The sequence below is a fragment of the Micromonospora zhanjiangensis genome, from assembly GCF_042650605.1.
Classification (GTDB): Bacteria; Actinomycetota; Actinomycetes; order Mycobacteriales; family Micromonosporaceae; genus Micromonospora_J; species Micromonospora_J zhanjiangensis.
The window spans coordinates 1-20419 of record NZ_JBHSBN010000032.1; the positions used below are offsets into that span (position 1 = coordinate 1).

The window sequence follows — 20419 nt, forward strand, 5'->3', positions numbered from 1 at the left end:
CTCGAACTCCAAGTACCAAGCCCGCGGACCGAACATCGACCGCCGCACCTACAAAGCCACCACCAGCATCAACGTCATCACCAACGAACCTTGACAGGCCAACCACCGCCCTAACTGAACGGCATTGGAGCTAGCCCACCGGCCCGACCCCCGGCGCCCGAGCCAGCAACGAGAACGCGTTCGGCAGACGACCGGACCAGGCCGCCGCCTCGACACCGGACACCCGCCAGAACGGCTCGGCGTACTCACCCGCGTGCACGATCCGCAACCCCGCCGCCGCCACCGCCGTGACGACCTCACCCAGCGTCCGCTGGACCTGGACCGCCCCACCCGCCGGAAACGTGTCGTTGACGTGGCACGCACCGAAATAGCTGCGATCGGGCCGGATCCGGGGCTCGTCCTCGTCCAGCGTCCACAACGGCACCGCCGGATGCTCCTCGTACACGAACAGGTGACCCGACGGCCGTAGCAACCGCACCACGTCCCGCGCCCAGCCCGCCAGATCGGTGATCCAGATCAACGCGCCCTTACCCGTGTACACCAGATCGGCGCACCCGGGCACCAGCGGCGCGCCGGGCAACACGCCGACGACGTACCGGCAGGCCAACCCCAGCTGCCGCGCGCGTCGCGACGCCGCGGCGACCGCCACCTCGCTGTAGTCGACACCCACCACCGACCGCGCACCGGCCTGCACCAGAGCCGCGTCGTCGGTGCCGTTGCCGCTCTGCAGGTGCACGACATCGGGCGACCGGTCCAACACCTCACCAAGCAGTTCCCGTTCGGTGTCGAACAGGGTCGCGCCGGCCGCGGCCTGCGCCAGCAGGTGGTCGTACCACTCCCGGCCGTGCGGCCGGGACGCCGTCTCCCAGGCCCGCCTGTTCGCCCGCGTCGTGGAGTCCATGGCCGCAGGCTCATGCAGGGCGGCGGTGCCCGTCAAGCAGGTTCCCGCATCGGCGTACGTCGATGCGGGAACGACGGCGGTTGACCGGATCGGCGACAAAGCTTCGTGACGACGTCGCGGGGGACCGGCGCAACGCTCGCGACCGCCGCCGCTCTAGCTAGGCCCGGACATCCCGGCGCTGATCCCACAGGTCTACCTGCACTACGACCCGCACGGGCGCAGCTACTACTCGCCCGGCACGGCGCCGTTGGCACGCCAGCGGATGGACTTCCTGATGCTACTGCCGCACCGGGTCCGGGTCGTGATCGAGTGCGACGGCGTGCAGCATTACGCCGATGACCAGGTGCTGGCCAACAATCGCCGGTACGCCAACCCGCGCCTGTACGCCGAGATGATGGCCGAGGACCGCGAGCTGCGCCTGGCCGGCTATGAGGTCTACCGCTTTGGTGGCGCCGAGCTCGCCGATGGCCCGGCGACGGCCCGCCGGCTTGACGCCTTCTTTGACCGGCTTGCCGCCCGCTACGCCGGCTGAGCACCGGGCAGCGCGGTGCCTGACGCTGCCGCGGCAGCGTCAGGCAGACGGAACACGGCGCTTGCTGGGCATGTCACCGGTCACGGTGGAGTCGCTACGCGTTTTCGAGCGTCGTTCCTCGGCCGTCTCCCGGCCACCGAGCCGGTCTACGCCATGCGCGAGGACAACTCGACCCCGGGCTGGCCAGGCCCGGGCCGACTCGCACCTTTCCTCGCGTTCTTCGAGTCGCTCGCGGCCTGAGGAGCCGCCAAGGAGCTCGACACGGTCAGGAAAGATCGCGCTCGTCGCGGCGGGGCGGGCCCTCGTGCAGAGCCAGGTCGGCGCCCATGCGCGCCGCCACACTCACGCTTACGGACGGGAACGGGCCGTCGTGCGAGCCGGTCAGTTCCATGCGCTCGAACCAGTGCAGCACGACAAGTTCGAGCTGCCGTTCAGCTAGGTAGTCGCGCAGGTAAGAGGCGCGTACCAGCAGGGCGCGGCTGTCGTCTCCAGGTTGCGAATGGTGGGCGAAGATCGGTGACCCGTCGGCGTCGAGCCAGCTCGGTCCGCGCATGTCGAAGCTCAGCCCAGTCTCCTGTTGCAGCAGGGTCGAGGGCAGCACGCTGCTGGCGTTCTCCCCGATCGAGCAGTCAAAGATGTTGCCTTCCCAGGTGTAGGGTTCGACGGTCCGGCCGACGTTGAAGGACCGGTCCGCTACCTCGATGGTCTCGAACTCGGCGTGCCGGTGGTAGCAGGCAGGCCCAGTGCGACTGACCTCACCGACGTAGCAGCAGTCGATGTGGCCGTGAGTGTCGAGTAGGTCGTTGATGGTGTTGCGGCTGCAGCCGGCGAGCGCGGCCAGGAACTCGGGTGCCTGGCCGGCCGCGATGAGCAGCGTGTCGACGGTGGATGTCTCCTGCAGGCCCCGCCAGCTCTCGTGCGCGGCGGGATCGATCTTCTTGATGTAGCTTTCCAGCACCACCCAGTCGTTGCCGTCGCGGTCGCGCAGGAACAGCGATGTAGCGAGAGTTGGTTCGGTCGCGGTTTCGGCCAGCAGTCGCTGGATGTCACCGCGGTAGCGGCGGAAGTCCAGGTTGGCCGGGGGCCATGAGGTGAGTCGGATTAGCGCCGGTTTCCAGGCGGACACGCCGGTGCCCTTATCGTCACTGAAGGCCCGGAAGTCGATCGGCGGGAGGCTGGGATCGATCTCCCGCTCACCTACAATCTGGTGCAAGCCGTCGTACGTTTGCTCATCGTCGTAGCGGCGGGCGCTCTGGTAGTTGTCGGCGACCCGGGCCAGCAGTTCGTGGTAGGCCATCCACTGGTACTTCTTGCCCCATCGTTCGGCCTTGTGGCCGCTACGGCCCCGCGAATGCCCAAGTTTGCGATCTTCGGCGGCGAATCGCGCCGGCGTCCAGCCCAGGCTCAGCGTCCGGCGGAACACCCACCGTCGGGCACGATCGATCGGATAGTCGTCATCAGGCACCTTCGGATATGCCCAGACTGCGTCGAGCAGGTCTCGCTGAGCGTCGGTGAAGGGATCCTGCGCGCCCGGGCGCAGGTATCTAAGCCGGCCCATGCTGTGCGGGTCGGGATCGCGTAGCCAGCCAGCGAATGCCTCCTTCTGCTCCGGGCGCAGGGAAGCGACGAACGCGTGCCAGCGAAACTTGACGAACCGCGGGGTCCGGTGGCCCGTGCGGTCGGGGAACGGCTGCCCGATGCGGTGGCGGGAGAAGTGGCGCATGCCGGACTCGACCACGTACCGGCCGAAGTCGCCGAGGTTGAGGACCGAAACGACGATCGACAGGTAGTTCTGGTCGTCGGGTGTCTCCCGCCATTGGCCGTACTTTGTGTCGATCGTCTCTTTGGTCGGTGGTGCGCTCGGGGCGGCGATGCCGTACGGGCGTGCTGCTGCCGTGCGGGCCTCGTCGGGCAGCAGGCTGTGGTCCACCGCCCAGCGGGTGATGCCGCGGGCGGCGTCCAACAGCAGTTCGTCCGCGCGTACGGATGGGGTGAAGACCATCGTGTGTACGGCCTCGGCCAGCGCGGTCGCCTGGTCGGCTTGCGTGGGCGAGCTGCGCAGCAGGCACCCGTAGGCGATTGCGACGACGCGTTGCACCACGTACGGGTCGTCCACGCTCCAGAAGCGCTCCATCAAGGCGCGCATGACGTCGAGATGGCCGTGCAGCAGCTGCACGAGCGCCTTGGTGATCCAGTCGCGCATGAACCGGTTGGGTGAGGACAGCAGCCAGCACAACGGGATGCAGGCCAGCTCGACGACCTTCGGGTCGTAGCCCGGGTACGGTCCGGCCGCGGCCCATCGGGCCAGCCGGGTCGCTGGGCTGGAGTCGTCGAAGATCTCGTGGTAGGTCGCGAAGCCGAAGCTGCTGTCGCGCACGGGCATCGCCAGCCGGGATAGGTTGCGGTGCAGCCGCTCGGCGTTGAGCCGGTTGCCTGGCTGTGGAGCCAGGATGAACAGGGTCCGGAAGACCTCGGTGTCGGACAGTACGGGCAGCGCGGCGTTGAGCAGCTCGACGCTGCGTTCGGTAACCGCCGGTGAGGCACGGTAAGGCAGTGTCTGCACCAGCGACCGGTAGAGCTGCCGGATCCGGTTGTGCCTCGTCCAGCCGTCGCGGTTGTCGCGGCTTCTCGGCGGCCGGGGGAGCGTGGTGTGCAGCAGGTCGGGCAGCTCGATGCCGTGCACCTCGGGGAACAGCACGGTCGCCGCCTCGATGATGCCCCAGCTGCACTCCTCGGTCAGCCACGCGGCCAGCGCCGGATCGTGTAGCGGGTCGGCGCAGGCAGCGAGACGGCGCTTGAGCAGCAGGAAGTCGGCGAAGGCCTGGAAGACGACCCGGACCCCTTCGCCGAAGGTGTTGTCGCCGAAGTAGAGCCGCTCGCGGGTGAGCACGCCCTCCTCCTGCAGCAACCCGAGTACCCGGACGGGGTTCAGCCCACTGCCCTCAAGGGCCTGGCGGGTGACGGTCTCGGCGACGGCGCTGGCCAGCCCCTCGCGGCCTTGCCGCGCCATCTCGTCCAGCAGCGCGTCCAGCACGCTGGTGACCTGGGTTCGCGCCGCGTCGAGCTCCCAGCCGGAGGTGGCGGCTGGGGTGAGCCGGCGGGCGACTGTCGTGGTCTTCGCCGTCAGGTACCGCTCGAAGATCGTCACCCGGCCTTGATGCCCCTCGTGGCTAGTGTCGGTGCCGGAGCGGGCAAGGCTCTCGCAGTACATTCGCAAGAACAGCGGCAGAGTGAACTCGGGTGTCAGCAGCGGAATCTTCGGGGCCTCAAGCCCATAGTGGGCGAAGTAGGTGTGCGTCGCCTCGACCTCCCGGTCGGCGAAGCCGGGATGGGTGCGCTGCAGGAAGTGGCTGCTCTCGGTCCCGTCCAGAACCAGGTCCCGGTAGGTGTCGCGGCAGGACACCACGAGCGCGACGTGCGGATACTGGGCGACCGCCGAGCGCAGGGCGGGCAGGTGAACGCGCCAAAAGTCGGCTGGCACGGTCTCATTCAGCGCGTCGAGGATGATCAGAAACCGGCTGCCGACTGTCGTTGCGGCCTCACCGGCGGCGTCCATCGCCAGCAGCAGAACGTCGGCACCGACGGCCGGCAGCCCCAGCTGGTCGGCGATACTCGCCCACAGGTTGCCCTGCCCGAGCTGCGCACCGGCCAGGAACACCGCAGGCCGACCACTGTCGAGCGCGCGGCCGGTGGCGTCGAGCAGCAGGTGAGTCTTGCCGGAGCCGGCCTGTCCGGTCAGGAAGTACGCTCGCTGCGGCAGTGCCCGGCCCGGCGACGACGCCAGCCACGCCGACGCCTCCCGCATCGCCGCGACGAGGCTGTAGAAGGTGTCGCTGCGCCGGTAGGACGCCTGCTGCTGTTTGCGCGGGTCGTCGGCCGGAAGCTCACGGCGCGCGGCGTCGGTGGCGTGCTCGTAGTCGACTACCGCGTCCACCGCGTCTTGTGCCGTCGCCAGCAGCGCGACTAGGTCCCGCAGGACGCCCGGGGGATCACCGGCCTGCAGCTCGAGCGCGCCGACCTGCTCGGCGAGAGCGAGCGCGGCGTCCTTCACGGCGTCGAACAGCGGCCCGCCGGTGGGGTCCGGATCCCGCGGCCAGACGTCCTGATCGGCGACAGCGACGGCGATCCCGCGCAGCAGCCGCCGCAGTTGCTCCACCATCGTGTGGTCGAACCCGATCGCGAGTAGGTCCTGCTGGATCGGGATATCCACCTGTAGATCGGGGCGGTACTTCTCGCCCGCCGCGCCAGCTTGGCGCTGGTAATGCGACCGCAGCCAATCGGGGCCGAAGATGAGATCGCCCCACCAGAACCAGCGGCGGCCCTCATGCTGCGGCTTGGCCAGCTCGTCGAGCAGGTCGCTGCCCTGGACCAGCTCGAAGGTGATCTTGTCGGCGCGGGGAATCGTCCGCTGCCAGGTCGCGACCTTGTCGAGGTACTTCTCCCGCTGCGACTTGAGCTGCCTGCCATTCCTGACCTGCTTGCTGGTGGCGAGGTTCCAGGAGATGACGAACGTCAGCGTGCGCAGGGTCGGGCGCTCCTTGGCAACTCGGGTGACCGACTCGGTCATCGCCGTCAGCAGCGGGTCGATGCCCTGCACGTGCTTGGCCTGCCAACCGTGTTCCTCGCCGTTGGGCAGGACGGCGTACCACTCGACCCCGCCGTCCGGGTTGCCAGTGCGGATCGCGTGCGTTCCCGCAGGCACCCGGTCTTTGAGCAGCTGGAACGACAGTTCCTCGAACGCCCGGCTCTGCTCGCCCTCCCACGTGCGCAGCGTGGCGAAGCGCGACACCTCAGATTTCGCCATCCCCGTCCTTCACTCCGGTCTCGTCGCCCGCCGGTGGCTGCACGCCGTGGGCAACCAATCCATGGTAGTGAGCCCGACGGCTTGCCGAAGTAGCCCTTCTTCCTCGCCAAGCAGCAGCGGCACGTCATACACCCGACATGTCCGGCCGGGCCCGCGCTTACCTCCCCCGATGCCACCAAGGCCCGTGCTCAAGGCCACGTTGGCGTCGATCTCCACCGCCAGGGTCGGCTCCACCTGCACATACCGCACGGTCCGGGCGCTTGTGTCGCCCGGACCGTGCTGGTGGCCCTACCGCGCTTCGATACGCCGCTTCGGCGGCTTCTTGGTCGCCTCCGCCGCAGCCCGGATTTGCCTCCCGCAGCCGCGCAGCCAGGTACCCAGATGGTCCGTGTCGTAGGTGGGGAACCGCTCAGGGTTCCGGTCAACCGAGTCAGCCAGGTTGTTCATGTACTGAGCCAGGAAGACGAGGGTGTCGTTCGTGAAAATCAGCGGCTCTTCAAGGTTGTTGTGGTGGTCGACCAAGTTCTGGAACTCACTCGCCCGTGCGAGCGACGACGCAATCCCCGCGATGTGGTAGCCGGCCCCTATGAGAGTCCCCGCCGAGATGGGCTCGGTCACGGCAGTGGCGCGCCGAAGGTCGGAAGCGTCGTTCTCCCAGTTTCGCTCGACTGACTCGTATTCGCCGTAGGTGGTTGACATGCAGGCACACTAGACGTCAACTTCGGCTCCATGGGCTACCGCAGTCTGCGCCGACCTTCGACAGCACTGGTCATGCCGCTCTCGCTCGTCGGGGACCAGCGGCCCTGACTGCGCTGGTTCATAGGTCAGACGCGATCGTGTCGCCTACCGAGGTGGGCGGCTCCGGGGCCAGGAACAGTTCGACCACCGGTTCGCCACCGACAAGCACTCCCACCTGGCCGCCACGCTCGTGCAGTGGCTCAACAGCGGCGTCCTCCGCCGGAAGGTCGACGGCGCCGCGAAGTTCGTCCGGCCGCGCTGCCACACCATCAGCTCACCATCGAGCACGACCCCGGGCGGGAGCATCCGGATCGCCCGGGTGATGTCCGGGAAGTAGGTTGTGAGGTCCCGGCCCGCCCGCGACTGCAGGTACACGCCATCCGCCTGGCGGAAGGCGATGCACCTCCACCTGTCCCACTCCGGCTGGTGTACGAGGTCAGAGCCCTCGGGCACGGCATCGACCGGCGTGGCGAGCATCGGCGTAACCGGCCGGCGCAGCACCGGACCGGTCGCCACGCTGGCCGGGCCCTGGGCCGGGCTCACCGCCCGCACCGACCGTGGAGACCCCTCACCTTCGCCATCGTGGGGGAGGGGGACACTCAGCCCGGGCGAAGATCCACGACAACGAATGGCCCGCCGGGAGCCGCGTTTCAGAGTGGCGCGCCCAGGTGGTCGGGGTGAAGGATCTCGGCGTGCTCATCACACCACTGCCCGGCGGTGACCGCGAGGTCCTCCGCTCCGCCTTGGCCGACGTCCACCAGCAGATCACGAACCTCCAGGGCAACGGACCCCGCGAAGCGCTGGAGCGCGCCCTCGCCTACCTCGACTGGTGCCACGAGGCGCAGCGGCGCCTGCGTAACCAGGTTCGGCCAGCCGAGCTCGAGTACCTCGTGCCGCTCAAGGCCTACGAGGTGGTGCTGGCGGCGGCCGGCGCCTTTGTCACCCGGCCAGTGGGGGATCGGCTGATCAACGGGCTGGTCTCCACGCAGCTGGATGAACGGGTGAGCGTGCTCAAGGCCGCGCTGGACGACCTGGCCGGGCAGGTGAAGCGGTTCGATCGGCGCGGAGAGCTTCTGGTGCTCGACACCAACATCTACATGGAGCACCCCGAGAAGATCGAGGACTGGGACATCGCCGGGGACCTGTACCTGGGCTTCGAGGACGTCCACATCATCGTGCCCTTGGTGGTGGTCGACGAGCTCGACAAGGGCAAGCGGCAGCACGGCGAGCGGGGATACCGCGCGGGGTACTCCGTCGCCTACATCGACCGCATCACTCGGGAGGAGGGCGGGGTGATCCGGGGGAAGGACTTCTCCGTCGAGGAGAGGGCACGTGGGACGTTGACCGTCGAGGTGCTCCTCGACCCACCTGGCCACGTCCGGCTCCCGGATAACGACAACGAGATCGTCGACCGCACCGTCGACGTGCAAGCTCTTGCCGGTCGGCCCGTCCGGCTGGTCACCTACGACACGGGCATGGCCATGCGCGGCCGCTACGCTGGGTTGAAGGTGCACCACCTCGAGCAGCCGAAGAAGGAACCCGAAGCAGACGCGGCAGCGGCAGCGAGGCGGGCAGGTTCCCGATCTACGGGCGAACGCCGGGTAGTAATGGAGATTGCGGCGATGGCCCACAGTGTTGCCACTGTCCGGCAGGTTGAGCTGGATACCGCGGATACATGACTGATCTCAATGCCTGGTGGGAGTCCCTGCCCGGGGGCGACCGCGACCTGTTCATCCAGCACATCGACACCGCTCCGCTGCCAGCCGAGGTAGTGGGGCGGGCCACCCGCTCGGGTCAGCCGATCGCCGGGGCACGGTGGGTGGAGTCCGACGACGGGTACGCCTTCCATTGGCCATCATGGGTGTAGGAGTTCCTGGCGAAGGAGGCCGCCAAGCAGTCGACCTGACCCGGGACGCACGCCCCCGACCAGGTGGTCGGGGGCGTTGCTACGCCCCGGCCCGAGTCAGCTCAGCCGCAGCCGGAAGTCGGCCCACGCCTGCTGGACGGTGGCCGCCTCACCGTGGGCGGTGGCGATCTGGCCGGCGAACCACAGGTCCTCCAGTTCCTTGCGCCCGGTCTGGGTGTACACGTGCACCTGCTTGCCCAGCGCCCGCGCGTAGCCGATCTCTACCAGACTGCCGTGGCAGGTCGGGTCGTCGATCCACGCGAAGACGTGGGTGGCCGAGCGAATCGCGGTCAGGCACCGCTGGGTGACCTCGGGCCGGGACATGCCCGGGTAGGCGCCGCCGCAGGCGGTGTCACCGGCAGCGACGCCGTGCAAATTCTCGCCGTGGTAGCAGCCGTGGTCATCGCTCATGAAGTGCGGGCCGACGTAGACGGCGCCGGGGAGGCTGGCGATGCGAACCTCCGCCGGCCAGGGCGTCCGGTCCGGGTTCTCGTACTCGGCGTCATCGACGATGGTGAACAGGCTGTGCCGCCACCCGTTCTTGGTGATCTTCCCGGCGGCGTAGATGCGGATGTCCTTGAAGTTGTCCATGCGGAACCGTCCTCTCGAATGTCGGGGGAGGAAGACGACCGTAGTGGACGGTAGCGCGGTTGAGCGACTATCGGCGGCGCGTCGCCCGCCCTCTGTCGCTCATTCACGATAAGGAACGTTATCGTGAATGAAATCGAGGCCTGGGGGAGCACCCCACCAATCACCACCATCGATCCCAACGACCAGCTCTCCGACGCCGCGCGCCGACGCATCCGCGAGTCCGTGCCCGCCTCGACCCGCCGCGCCTACGCCGGGGACTGGCGCCGCTTCACCCGCTGGTGCGACGAGCACCAGCGCACGTGGCTGCCGGCCACCGCGGCGACCCTGGCCGAATACGTCTCCCACTTGGCCGACGAGGGCAAGGCCTCCTCGACCATCGAGCGGGCCATGGCGGCCATCACCGTCGCCCACACCAGCGCCGACACCCCAGCGCCGAACACCCGCCCCGCCCGGGCGGTGCTACGCCGCCACCGCGCCGAACTCGCCGACGCCGGCCGCGGCGTACGCAAAGCCAAGGCGGTGAGCATCACCGCCCTGCGGGCGATGGTCGACGCCCTCGACCTGTCCACCCTCGCCGGCCTGCGCGACCGGGCCCTGATCGTGGTCGGCTTCGCCCTCGGGGCCCGCCGCAGCGAACTCGCCGCCCTCAACATCGCCGACCTCACCTTCACCGACGACGGACTGCAGGTCACCATCCGCCGCTCCAAAACCGACAAAGACTCCGCCGGCCGCACCACCGCCCTGCCCTACACCTCCCGACCGGGCACCTGCCCGGTGCGCACCATGCAAGCCTGGCTCGACGCCCTGGCCGCCCGCGGACAGACGTCCGGGCCGGTGTTCCGCCGCATCGACCGCCATGGCACCCTCGGGCGCGCCCCACACGGCCGCGGCGACACCAACGGGCGCATCAGCGGCCAGGCCGTGGCCATCATCGTGCGCCGCACCGCCCTGCGCGCCGGCCTCGACGCCGCGTCGGCGTTCACCGGGCACTCCCTGCGCCGCGGCTTCGCCACCGAAACCCACCGCCAGGGCAAGAACCCGCTGCGCATCGCCCGCCACGGCGGGTGGAAGGACGGCTCGGCCACCCTCGCCGGCTACATCGAGGACGCCGACCAGTGGCAGGACAACGCCCTCACCGACGTCGGCCTGTGAGCGTCCGGCCCGACCTGAGGGTGACCGGCGCCGTCGTCAGCCACACCCGGGGCCACCGAGGTGCAGGCGGGCCTGCCTGCCGTCCTGACCGGGTGCCGGCGCCGGCCGGGGCACGCGGCCGCGCTCACCGTCGGTGAGGGCCCGTATCATGTCGTGTTCGCAGTCGAGGAGGGGGCGCAGCGGGTGGTGTCGGTGCCGTGGGAGAAGCTGTCCGAGCCGCAGTACGCCGACCTCGTGTCGCGGTTGTTGCTCCGGCTGTATCCCGACGCCGAGGTGATGGACGGCTCGGGCGGTGACGGCGGACGCGACGTGCAGCTTCGGCACGCGGGACGGCTGAGCATCTACGAGCTGAAGAGCTTCACCGGCCGGCTCAGCAGCCGCTCACCGAACCGCCGCAGCCAGGTCGAGAAGTCCTTGACGCAGGCGGCGAAGCTGAACCCGCGCGCCTGGTACCTCGTGGTGCCCATCAACCACAACCCCACAGAGCTGCAGTGGTTCACCGAGCTGAAGAAGACCTACCGCTTCATCCGCCAGTGGCACGGACGCTCCTGGCTGAACACTCAGCTCGCCGCCCATCCTGACCTGGTCCGTGCGGTGCTCAGGGACCTCGACGGTGAACTGCTCGAGGCGATCGGCGAGTACCGGGCCGAACGCGACATGCTTGCCGGCGGCATCCCCGATCTCATCGCCCGGTCCGAGGCGCTCAACCGCCGCGCCGAGGAAATCTCCCCGGACTACCACATCAGCGCGACCCCCGCCAACGGGCGCACGCAGGTGACCGTCACGGCCCGGCAGGGCGCCCAGCCGCCGCCCATCACGGTCGCCGGCGAGCTGCACTTTCCCGCCACCCCCGAGGGTGAGCAGACCCGGCAGCGGGTCGACGAGGCGTTCGCCTATGGCGGTGACCTGGATCTGTCCGGGCAGTTCGTCGGGCCGCTCACGCTGACTGCGCCGGCGGAGCTCGGGATCTCCGGCGCCCGGCCGGTCACCCGGCTGTTCATCTCCTCCGTGCCCGAACGCGTCGAGCCTGCGCTGTTGGCCACCTTGACCGTGCTGAGCCCGGCCGGGATGCCCCAACAGGGCCTCGAAATCGCCTTCACTCAGCGGCTGCGGGGACAGCGGGGCTTCACCCTGCGCGGATCGGAGCACCTCGACGTCCTCACCGTGCGACTGCGCATCGACGAGCTGCAGCGCACAGGCACCATCACCGTGTCGGTGGCGCAGGCGCCGCTGGCCACACCCTCGGCCGCGCTGCCGCTGCTGCGGCTGCTGGCCGCCTTTCGCCCACCGAACCTCATCCGGCTGCACGTCAACGGCGCCAGCACTCCGCTGGCCGAGACATCCATCGAGGAGCCCCTGAGCGACGCCGCGCCGCAGCAGGTGGTGGAGCTGGTGGAGGCGCTCGCCGCGATCCAGGAACACACCCGCTGCGCCTTCGCGGTGCCGCCCACCGTGACCGCGACCGACGCCGCGGCGATCCGGCGCGCCGCGCGGCTGATCGCCGGGGAACAGGTGCCGATCGCCGACCGCGGCGCGAGCTTCACCCTCTACCCCCATGACCCGGACCGTCTCACCGGGCAGTTCCACGGCGATGTCCAGCTCCTGCAGGTCCTGCCCCGCACGCCGCTGCGCATCGCCGGGCGGGAGCTTGACCTGGGCCCCAGCATCACCCACGTCCCGCGGTGCCGCCTGGCCGAGGGCGTCGACCTGACGGCGAGCGCCGCAGACGGTGGCGTCACCATCTCGGTGGACCTGCCGGCCGGCCAGTCCGTCTACCGCTACCTGGGCACGCTGCCCGCACTCGAGTCCGGGCAGGACGAGCCCGCCGCGACCGCCCGTGGGCGGGTGCTGGTGGCGCCCGTCGACGCCGTCGCCGGATGAGCAGCGGCGGACAAGTGCTCTGAGCGGCGCGGGCATCGCGTGCGCTACTCGCGCGGTGCCCGCGCCGTCCCGCAGCGCCGTCCGCGCAGGGACTCTGCCCACTTCAGACGCCCCGACCGGCGAGCGAGCGCCACGCGCGCCTCCGGCGCCGGGTGACGTCGAGATGCGGGTCGGTGGGCCGGTGTCGCCGACGCCGGGGTCGGGGACTGCCGAACGCGGGTGGGTGAGGCCGCCGGGGGCGGCGACGGGATTGCGGCTACCGTCGGCGCCACCGCTGTGTCACCATCGCCGGTCACGCCTGGCATCAGACACGGAATCACAGGCGGAATAATTTCGCGCATAAACTGGGGTGGTGCGGTAGGCTGTCCGGTGTGGAGGCCATGTTCGCGATCGATGAGCCGGCCGCGAACCCGCAGGTGGTGACCGCGGCGCGGGAGGCGCTGGGGATGACGCAGGCCGAGCTGGCCCAGCGGCTCACCGACCTGTCCGCAACGCGCCCGCGCATCAGCCAGGGTTACGTCTCCCGCGTGGAAAAGGGCACGCTGCTGGTCGCCGGGGAGCGTCTGGCGCTGTTCGCGGCCGCGTTGCAGGCCACACCCGACCTGCTCACCGCCGACGCGAAGTTGCGGGCGTTGGGTGAGGGTTGCCTGTATCACCGCAACCGCAAGTCGACGAAGGCGTCCACGCTGCGGCGGCTGCACGCGCGGATCAACCTGTTGCGGCTGCACCTGCACCGGCTCGCCGCGCTGGCCGACTATCCGCTGCCGGCATTCGGGGTCGAGCCGATGCGCGTCGGTGGAGTCGACGGCCCGGAGGACGCGGCGCGGTCGCTGCGCGCGAGCCTGGGCCTCGGGCATGGACACATCGAGTCGGTCACCGCGATCGCCGAGCGGCTCGGCGCACTCGTGGTGCCGATGTCACTGGGCGGGCGGGAGGTCGACGCCACAAGCCTGCACCCGCCCGGCGAGCCTCCGGTGTTCGTGGTCAACACCGACGCGCCGGCGGACCGGCAGCGGTTCACCCTGGCGCACGAGTTGGGGCATTGCGCCTGCACCCCGGACCTGGGGGTCGACGCCGAGGAGATGGCGCAGGCGTTCGCGGCGGAACTGCTCGCCCCCGCCCGGCAGGTCCGCGCGGATTTGAGCGCCGCGGCGATCACCCCGGCGCGGCTGTTGCAGCTCAAGGCAGTGTGGCGGGTGTCCGCGGCGGCGCTGCTGCGCCGCGCCGTCGACCTGGCCGTGATCACCGAATCCCGGTACCGGTCGGTCAGCGCGCAGATCTCGGCGCTGGGCTGGCAGAGCGCGGAGCCGGAGCCCTTGCCCGCCGACCGGCCACAGCTCGTGCCGAACATCATCGACGCCGCCGTGGCCAAAGCGGGCAGCCTCGACGCTGCGGCCGCAGCGGCCGGAACAACGACCGCCAACCTGCGAGCCCTGATCGGTCTCACCGATGTTGAGTCAAGGACGGTAGATGGGTGAGCCTCGCGGCGGCGCTGGCGGCGCCGCTGACCTCAGTCACGATGTCAACGCAGCCTGGCAGCGGCTGGCCAGCCAGCCGACGCCGCCCACGCCGGCGGGCTCTGTCGGCGCCCTTGCCAACCGGATGCTCGTCTACACCCGGCCGAACCACGTGCCCGCCGTCGCCCCGGTCGTGGATCGCCGGCGAGGCGGTCTCATCCTCGCCGGCGCGCAGACCGGCAAGCGCATGCGGCTGCTGGACCAGGCCGACTTCGACGCCCCGGTGCTGGTCGACCCGGCCGCGTACGAGCACTACGCGGCCACACCTGAGCAGCCCTTCTGGTCCCCGCAGGACCAGCTGAGCCGGCTGTCGCTGCAGGAGCTGCTGGACCAGCAGCTCCTCGCCGGCGCCACCGCGGCGCTCACCCCGACCGGCTACGTGCGCGCCGGTGACACCGACAGCCTCAAGGCCGCCGCCGGCAAGGTCAAGAAGTTGCAGCGCAGCGACACCATCCTCGTCGCGCCGCTGGACATCGCCCTGCTCGGCAAGAAGTTCATCAACCAGACCATCGCGATCCTGGCCGACGCCGGCTGCCCCGTCGCCCTGATCCTCGGCAAGCAGTTCGACCCGCTGACCCAGTCACCGGCCATCATCCCCAACCTGCGCACCCTGGCGCTGCGGGTGCCCCTGCTGGCCATGAGGACCGACTTTAACGCCTTCGACCTGGTCGCCCACGGCGCGTTCGCCGGCGCCATCGGCACCGGCGGCAGCATCCGCCACACCGTCGAGCCGCCAACGAAGCCCTCGGCGTTCAACCCGGCCGACGCCTCACCGAGCGTGCTGTTCCCGCACCTGATCTGCTGGTGGAAGGGCAGTAAGATCGCCAAGCTCTACGGCGCCCGGCCCCGCCAGGCCGCGCGCTGTTCCTGCAGCGTGTGCGACGGTGAGCGGCTGAGCCGGTTCCTGCGCCGCAGTGACCAGAGCGAGGCGCTGCGCCACGGCGTCGCCGTGTGGAGCGGCATGGCCGCCGACATGCTGGATGCACCCACCATGCGGCAGCGCGCCGAGTACTGGCGCAACGTCTGCGTCGGATCCGTGGCCGAGCACGAAAATATCCCCCGGCAGCTGCAGATGGCCGAACCCCCCTACCACCGCAGCAGCCCTTGACCAAGTGGGCGAAGCTGCCGGCCTGGCCGGTCGAGCAAACGGCCACCACCTGAGCTGCGGGTGATCGTTCAGGGCGCCGGCTGCACCTGACGGTAGACCTCCTCGGCGAACCACCACCAAGCCGGTGTCGGCTGCCAATCCGCCAGCGGCTCGGACTCCAACACGATGCGAGGCTGCCCGCGGTCGGTCACCGCGACACCGACGCCATAGAAAGACGCCTGCGCCAGCGCGTGCTCGGCGTCGACCGGCAACGCCGGCACCATCATCAACCGCGGGCAGTAGGCACCGAAACGCGAGGCTGCCCTCAGACCAGCGGACCACGTCCGCGCACGCACCATCGCCAACAACGGCACCAGCGGTGGCACCACCCGCCGCGTGACCGAGGCGCCAGACCAGTCCAGCGACCCAGCCGGCAGCCGCCGCAACAGTCGACGATCGCCGGCGGGAACCGACGCGACCGGCACCGGCAGACCGGCCGGCAAGTTCATCAACGCGTCAAGCTGATCGAGACCGCAGATCGCCGGCCCGCCGCCACGACGCGCCAGTTCCGCCCGGTCCCGTCGGAAGGCCAGCCACGCCCGAACACCGAAAATCTCCACTCGCCCGACGGTGACCTCACGGGTGGCGGCCTGCGGAACGAAACCTGAGAAGCGGACCACGGTGGCGGCAGGACTCACGGCTTCACCACACCCGCCTCGTCATGATCGTCGGCTCCTAACCCGAGATCCTGCACCATCCGGCGGATCCCCGTCCATGCCGCGTCATCCGTCGCCGCGTAGTACACGTGCCGATCACCCGTGCGCGCGGCCCGGCGAACCAGCCCCGCTGCCCTCAGCACCTTCAACGGCGGGTAGAACACGCTGGTCGCGGCCCGGCCCTTGGCAGCCAATGTCGTGACGCAGATGCCCTTGTCTCCCGCCGTCACCAGCGCCGCCAACAACTCCAGCCGGTACCGATGCCCGAACACCGCCGAGGACAGGCGACGCACCCGTTCAATCGGCATCCCCGAACGATAGTGAATCGCGAATCACGAATCAATAGCGCGCTAGCCGGCGGCGATGACCCACTCGGCCCGAGCGCCTGATCGGATAAACCCGCGCCGATGGTCTTCATCAGCATGGCGAGTGTTGGCAGGATCAGCGGGCATGGGTGATGAAGCGGCAGACGAGCCGCAGAGCATCGACTTCCTGTCGATGAAGCTCGCTTTCCCGAACCCGCTTGACGACTTCATCGGCAAGGTCGTTCGGCACGGCGGGCTCCTGGAGGAGGTGATGCGCGAGTGCGTCGGGATCCTGGGAGGTTTGAGCAACGACGTTGATGTCCTGCTCATGGGTCAGTCCTGGGATTGGCTGCACAGCATGGCCGTGCGGTTTCAACAGGAGCCGGTCTACGCGACCAGGCGCTGCAACGACGCCGCGCTACCTCGCATCGACGCAGCGCTCACGGAAGCGAACCGGGTCTGGAAGGAACGCAACCAGGTGGTTCATGCCACCTGGACGGTGTGTCCATCGCTGCTCGGGCGCACCTGCCCGGTCGCGGCATTCCTAAACAGAGACGTGGGCGACGAGGAGTATCACGTCGAGCGGAGCAGGCGGGGCAAGTCTGCACGCATCGTGGAACACCGGAATGTGGAAGAGCTGGAGCGGGTCCAGGGTGCGGTGGTGATGAGGTTCTGGTCGGGGGTGCGGTTGCGGAAGAAGGCGTGGGCCTGTCGGACCCTGTCGGGCATGGTGGCGGGGGCGGTGTTCGTGATGTGTCGCTTCAGCGCGGCCCACATCCGTTCGACCGGGTTGTCCTGAGGGCTGTAGCGGGCTCCCTCGATCAACATGAGGCGGGGATGTTCGGCCAGCCATCGTCTGGTGATGCCACTGTGGTGAGTGGTGCCGTTATCGCAGATCACCGCCACGATCGGGGCCTCGGGATAGGCGGCCAGCAGGGTGTCGAGGAAATAGCAGAACACCACGGACACGTTCTTGACCGACACGTGATGGTGCCAGGCTCCGGTAGCCAGGTTGACCGCGCCGTGCAGAGTGCGACGCAGGTTGGTGCCGGGGGTCAGGACGCGGTGGCGGATCCCTCGGGGCATCCAACATGCACGCACTCGGGCGAGCAGGTCGAGGTGAGTCCTCGGCGAGGACAACGGCCCCGGCGGGCAGGGCCTCGATCTGTGCGCGGATGCCGGCGCAGATCCCGTCTCGGTCGGGGTCGCTCTTGGCGACCAGGCGAGGCCGGCACCAGCGGGCCTGCTCACGGACACGGCGGTAGACGGTACGCAGACTCAACGGTGGACGGCCCAACGCCCGCCAGATCCGGGCGGTGGTCCACGCCTTCGGCGTGCCCAGCAGGGTACGGATACGGGCACCCAGACCAGGGCTACCCAGCCGAGGCCGGCCGGAGCGGAGCCGGTCGGGCAGCCCATCGAGTCCTTCCAGGTCGTGGCGGCTGATCCACCGGCGGACGGTGGCCGGGTCGTAATGCAACAGGGCGCCGATCTCGCTGGCGGGCATCCCACCGGCGGACAGCAGGATCATCACCGCGCGGGTGGCGACCCGCCACTGCCGGTGCAGGGCATCGACGACCAGGTGGTACTGCTCGTCGGACAGGTTGGCGTACACGTGCACGGGGCGCATACTGGCGAGGACCTCGTCGGGCTGATCTTGTGTGGTAACTCGATCCAACACCCGGCGAGGTCTTCACGTTGGTATCAACATCAACTCGGGCGAGTTACGGACAGAACTTCCGGCAACCCGCTTAGGGGAGGGGTTAGCCGCATATAGCCACCATTCCAACCGGTGGCCCTGCCACGCCGACCCCACAGCGACCGCAGCGGATGGCTTCACGCAAGCCGACAGCCGATCCAATACCATCCCGCCCACCGCAGCAGGCGCGAGAGGCACCAGTAACTGCTTCAGACCCGAAAGGGCCGCAGTACCGGCGTGGTCGGCCCACCGGCGAGCACCGCGATCCAGGTCGGCCTCGCCGCTCAGCGCGGCGGCGGACCGGGTTCGATGTCGAGGGTGCGCTCTGGGCCGACGCCGCGGAACCCGGCGACGGTGATCGACGCCAGCCAAAGCGCCAGCTGGCTCAACTCCTTGAGAAACCTGAGGAGATGGCTCGAGTTATTGCGAATGGCTCAGGATGGATGAGAACTGACACTGTCCGACCTGCCCGCGGATCACGCCTCGGCGAGCGGGCCTCCTGAAGGTTCGATAATGTACATTATGTCAACCTGAACTTCGGTCCCGCCGGTCGGGGACCTCCCCGAGCCCGGACCGATCGACGCCGCAGGACCCGGCCCGGAGTGTCACCGGCCGCGCCCGGGACGGCCGACCTCACATCCGGGCCGCGGTGCGCGGGCGCGTCGGCGTGGCCGCGCACCCGACACACCACGAGGCCGTGGCAGGTGCGTGACGGCGCGGGCGCCCTTCCGCGCAGACGGATACAACTGGCCGTCGGACGGCGTGCACACCGAGGGCGGCGCTCCCGTTCTCCCGCCGACCGTTCGGCAGGTCGAGCTGGCGTCGTTCACGGACCCGACGGACCCCTACCCCGGGTTCTCGGCGACTCGGCCGCGTCACAACTCGCGTGCCCCGTCGTCTCCGCGCGGCCGCGACGGCCTTTCCCTGGGAGACTCCCCTGTCCTCGGATACGAAAATCATGCATAATATTCCTTATGCAGCACAAAAAGGATGAAACGGTCTCGGAGTTGGTCGAGCAGTTCCTCGCCGCGTTGGCCATCCGCAAGCCCTCCCCGCACACGCTGCAGGCCTACCGGCGGGATCTGACCGCGATCCTCCGACTCGTCGCCGAGGACCCGACCACTCCCCTCCCCCTGGCCGACCTGCCGATCACCGCGCTGACGGCCCGGTCGCTGCGGACGGCGTTCGCGGCGTTCGCCGGACCGCGCGCCGTCGCCTCGGTCTACCGGGCCTGGTCGACGTGGAACAGCTTCTTCCGGTTCCTGGTGGCCGACGGGGTGGTCGCGGGCAATCCGATGCCGGCGGTGGGCAAGCCGAACCCGCCGCTGCCGTCGCCCAAGCCGCTGCGCGGTGAGGACACCCCGGAGCGGCTGCTGGACGCGGTGGCCCGGGACGTCCGGCCGCAGCGGGACCCGTGGCCGGAGCGGGACCTGGCGGTCCTGGCGTTGGCGCTGTGCGCCGGGCTGCGGCTGTCGGAGTTGCTGGCGTTGCGGGTGGATTCGGTGGCGGGTCGGCCCGGTGAGCGGCGGGTGGCGGTGGCGGGCAAGGGTGGCCGGCCGCGGTTCGTGCCGGTGGAGCCGGAGTTGGACGCGGTGCTGGCGGGCTATCTGGACAGTCGGCGGCGGCGGTTCGGGGCGCGGTCGGTGGCTGGGGAGTCGGTGTTGTTCGTGGATCGGCGGGGTGAGCCGTTGCGGCGGGGTGGGCTGCAGTATCTGGTGGATTCGTGTTATCGGCGGGCGGGGATCACCGATCGGGTGCCGGCGGGGGCGCGGTTGCACGCGTTGCGGCACACGTTCGCGACGCGGTTGGCCGAGGACGGGGCGAGCGCGGCGGAGATCATGCGGTTGTTGGGGCATGCGAGTCTGGGGACGAGTCAGAACTACATCGAGGTGACGGCGGGTCAGCAGCGGGCGGCGGTGCGGTCGAACCGGACGAACCGGTCGTTGGGTCGGGTGTTGGCCGGCTGACGGTACTACCGTGGTGCTACCGGCGGGAGCGGCTGTCCCGGCCGGTCGCGGCGGAGGCGGTGGACGCCGGGCGGCGGCTGCTGGACGGGTTGGCGTGACCGACGAGGTGGCGGTGGTGCTGGACGCGTCGGCCTTGTCGGCGTACGTGGACGGCCGGGTCGCGGTCGGTGAGCTGATCGCCGAGGTGGCCGAGGAGCGTCGCCTGGTGGGTGTTCCGGCGGGGTGTCTGACGGCGGCGCACCTGGCGGCGGGCGAGGTGGGCGCCGCGTTGCTGATGTTGTTGGTGTCGGCGCCGACGGTGCGGGTGTTGCCGTTGGGTGCGGATCCGACCGTCGCGGCGGAGGAGGCACGTCAGGTGGGTGCGTTGGGCCGGGCGGCGGGTGGTGATCTCGCGGTGGGGCACGCGGTCCGGTCGGCGATCGTGCATCAGGCGCATTACGCGACGGCGCGACCGGCGCGGGTGGCGGCGGTGCTGCCGGCCGGGTGGAGCGTGTTGGACGTCGGGCAGCCTTGACTTCCTCCACCGCCATCAATGGCGGGAATCCCCTCCACCCTGCGCGTGGAACGCGCAGGGTCCGGGCGGGTTCCTGCTTCACCGCGCGGTGCCGGGACAAGTCTCGGTC

17 protein-coding genes and 1 pseudogene are annotated in these 20419 nt (G+C 69.8%); 9 read left to right on the forward strand and 9 right to left on the reverse strand.

Going from position 1 to position 20419, the window contains the following annotated elements:
- Window positions 1-130: 130 nt before the first annotated feature.
- Window positions 131-901 carry a class I SAM-dependent methyltransferase gene (locus ACFOX0_RS29235; RefSeq protein ID WP_377552102.1) on the reverse strand — a complete coding sequence of 257 codons (771 nt, stop codon included), beginning with the start codon at window positions 899-901 and terminating at the stop codon, window positions 131-133.
- A 262-nt stretch (window positions 902-1163) separates the two neighbouring features.
- Here ACFOX0_RS29235 and ACFOX0_RS29240 point away from each other — a divergent pair, with 262 nt between their 5' ends.
- On the forward strand, window positions 1164-1433 hold the full coding sequence (locus ACFOX0_RS29240) for a hypothetical protein (protein WP_377552104.1): 270 nt from the start codon (window positions 1164-1166) through the stop codon (window positions 1431-1433).
- Between the two features lie 265 nt (window positions 1434-1698).
- Here the strand turns inward: ACFOX0_RS29240 and ACFOX0_RS29245 are convergent, their stop codons facing one another.
- The 3 genes from ACFOX0_RS29245 to ACFOX0_RS29255 form a co-directional block, all read right to left on the reverse strand.
- On the reverse strand, window positions 1699-6237 hold the full coding sequence (locus tag ACFOX0_RS29245) for a hypothetical protein (protein WP_377552105.1): 4539 nt from the start codon (window positions 6235-6237) through the stop codon (window positions 1699-1701).
- Between the two features lie 288 nt (window positions 6238-6525).
- Window positions 6526-6936 carry a hypothetical protein gene (locus ACFOX0_RS29250; protein ID WP_377552106.1) on the reverse strand — a complete coding sequence of 137 codons (411 nt, stop codon included), beginning with the start codon at window positions 6934-6936 and terminating at the stop codon, window positions 6526-6528.
- 144 nt (window positions 6937-7080) lie between these two features.
- Entirely contained in the window at window positions 7081-7518 is a 438-nt protein-coding gene (locus ACFOX0_RS29255) for an ATP-dependent DNA ligase (RefSeq protein WP_377552108.1), read from the reverse strand.
- A 134-nt stretch (window positions 7519-7652) separates the two neighbouring features.
- Between ACFOX0_RS29255 and ACFOX0_RS29260 the strand changes: the two genes are divergently transcribed.
- Together ACFOX0_RS29260 and ACFOX0_RS29265 are read left to right on the forward strand one after the other, a co-directional pair.
- Window positions 7653-8654: a PIN domain-containing protein gene (locus ACFOX0_RS29260; RefSeq protein WP_377552110.1), complete on the forward strand. Its 1002-nt coding sequence runs from the start codon at window positions 7653-7655 to the stop codon at window positions 8652-8654.
- The gene (locus tag ACFOX0_RS29265) at window positions 8651-8842 is read left to right on the forward strand and encodes a hypothetical protein (protein WP_377552111.1); all 192 of its coding nucleotides are present in this window, start codon (window positions 8651-8653) and stop codon (window positions 8840-8842) included. Before ACFOX0_RS29260 ends, ACFOX0_RS29265 begins: the two co-directional genes overlap by 4 nt.
- Window positions 8843-8938: 96 nt before the next feature.
- Here ACFOX0_RS29265 and ACFOX0_RS29270 read toward each other — a convergent pair whose 3' ends face one another.
- Window positions 8939-9472 (reverse strand): nucleoside 2-deoxyribosyltransferase, encoded by a 534-nt coding sequence (locus ACFOX0_RS29270; RefSeq protein ID WP_377552113.1) that lies wholly within the window; start codon window positions 9470-9472, stop codon window positions 8939-8941.
- Between the two features lie 123 nt (window positions 9473-9595).
- Here ACFOX0_RS29270 and ACFOX0_RS29275 point away from each other — a divergent pair, with 123 nt between their 5' ends.
- The 4 genes from ACFOX0_RS29275 to ACFOX0_RS29290 all read left to right on the forward strand — a co-directional run bounded on the left by ACFOX0_RS29275 (window position 9596) and on the right by ACFOX0_RS29290 (window position 15130).
- Complete coding sequence (locus ACFOX0_RS29275; RefSeq protein WP_377552114.1) at window positions 9596-10624, forward strand: tyrosine-type recombinase/integrase; 1029 nt, start codon at window positions 9596-9598, stop codon at window positions 10622-10624.
- A 153-nt stretch (window positions 10625-10777) separates the two neighbouring features.
- Complete coding sequence (locus tag ACFOX0_RS29280; RefSeq protein WP_377552116.1) at window positions 10778-12505, forward strand: hypothetical protein; 1728 nt, start codon at window positions 10778-10780, stop codon at window positions 12503-12505.
- Window positions 12506-12885: 380 nt separating this feature from the next.
- A complete protein-coding gene (locus ACFOX0_RS29285; protein WP_377552189.1) occupies window positions 12886-13983 on the forward strand; it encodes an ImmA/IrrE family metallo-endopeptidase in 1098 nt (365 codons plus the stop codon).
- Window positions 13976-15130, forward strand: a complete 1155-nt coding sequence (locus tag ACFOX0_RS29290; protein ID WP_377552118.1) for a hypothetical protein — start codon at window positions 13976-13978, stop codon at window positions 15128-15130. The genes ACFOX0_RS29285 and ACFOX0_RS29290 overlap by 8 nt, the downstream gene beginning before the upstream one ends.
- A gap of 68 nt (window positions 15131-15198) precedes the next feature.
- On the opposite strand, the gene ACFOX0_RS29295 is transcribed toward ACFOX0_RS29290, so the two are convergent.
- From ACFOX0_RS29295 to ACFOX0_RS29310, 4 genes and pseudogenes are all read right to left on the reverse strand, one after another.
- Entirely contained in the window at window positions 15199-15807 is a 609-nt protein-coding gene (locus ACFOX0_RS29295; protein WP_377552120.1) for a hypothetical protein, read from the reverse strand.
- Window positions 15804-16133 carry an ArsR family transcriptional regulator gene (locus ACFOX0_RS29300; RefSeq protein ID WP_377552121.1) on the reverse strand — a complete coding sequence of 110 codons (330 nt, stop codon included), beginning with the start codon at window positions 16131-16133 and terminating at the stop codon, window positions 15804-15806. Before ACFOX0_RS29300 ends, ACFOX0_RS29295 begins: the two co-directional genes overlap by 4 nt.
- Window positions 16134-16266: 133 nt before the next feature.
- Window positions 16267-16506, reverse strand: coding sequence for a hypothetical protein (locus ACFOX0_RS29305; protein ID WP_377552122.1), 240 nt, complete (start codon window positions 16504-16506; stop codon window positions 16267-16269).
- Window positions 16507-16775: 269 nt separating this feature from the next.
- A pseudogene (locus ACFOX0_RS29310) lies at window positions 16776-17760 on the reverse strand (IS630 family transposase); the annotation flags it as partial.
- A gap of 1043 nt (window positions 17761-18803) precedes the next feature.
- On the opposite strand from ACFOX0_RS29310, the gene ACFOX0_RS29315 reads away from it, so the two are divergent.
- Window positions 18804-19796 (forward strand): tyrosine-type recombinase/integrase, encoded by a 993-nt coding sequence (locus tag ACFOX0_RS29315; RefSeq protein ID WP_377552123.1) that lies wholly within the window; start codon window positions 18804-18806, stop codon window positions 19794-19796.
- Window positions 19797-19890: 94 nt separating this feature from the next.
- Window positions 19891-20310, forward strand: coding sequence for a hypothetical protein (locus tag ACFOX0_RS29320; RefSeq protein WP_377552125.1), 420 nt, complete (start codon window positions 19891-19893; stop codon window positions 20308-20310).
- Window positions 20311-20419 lie beyond the last annotated feature (109 nt).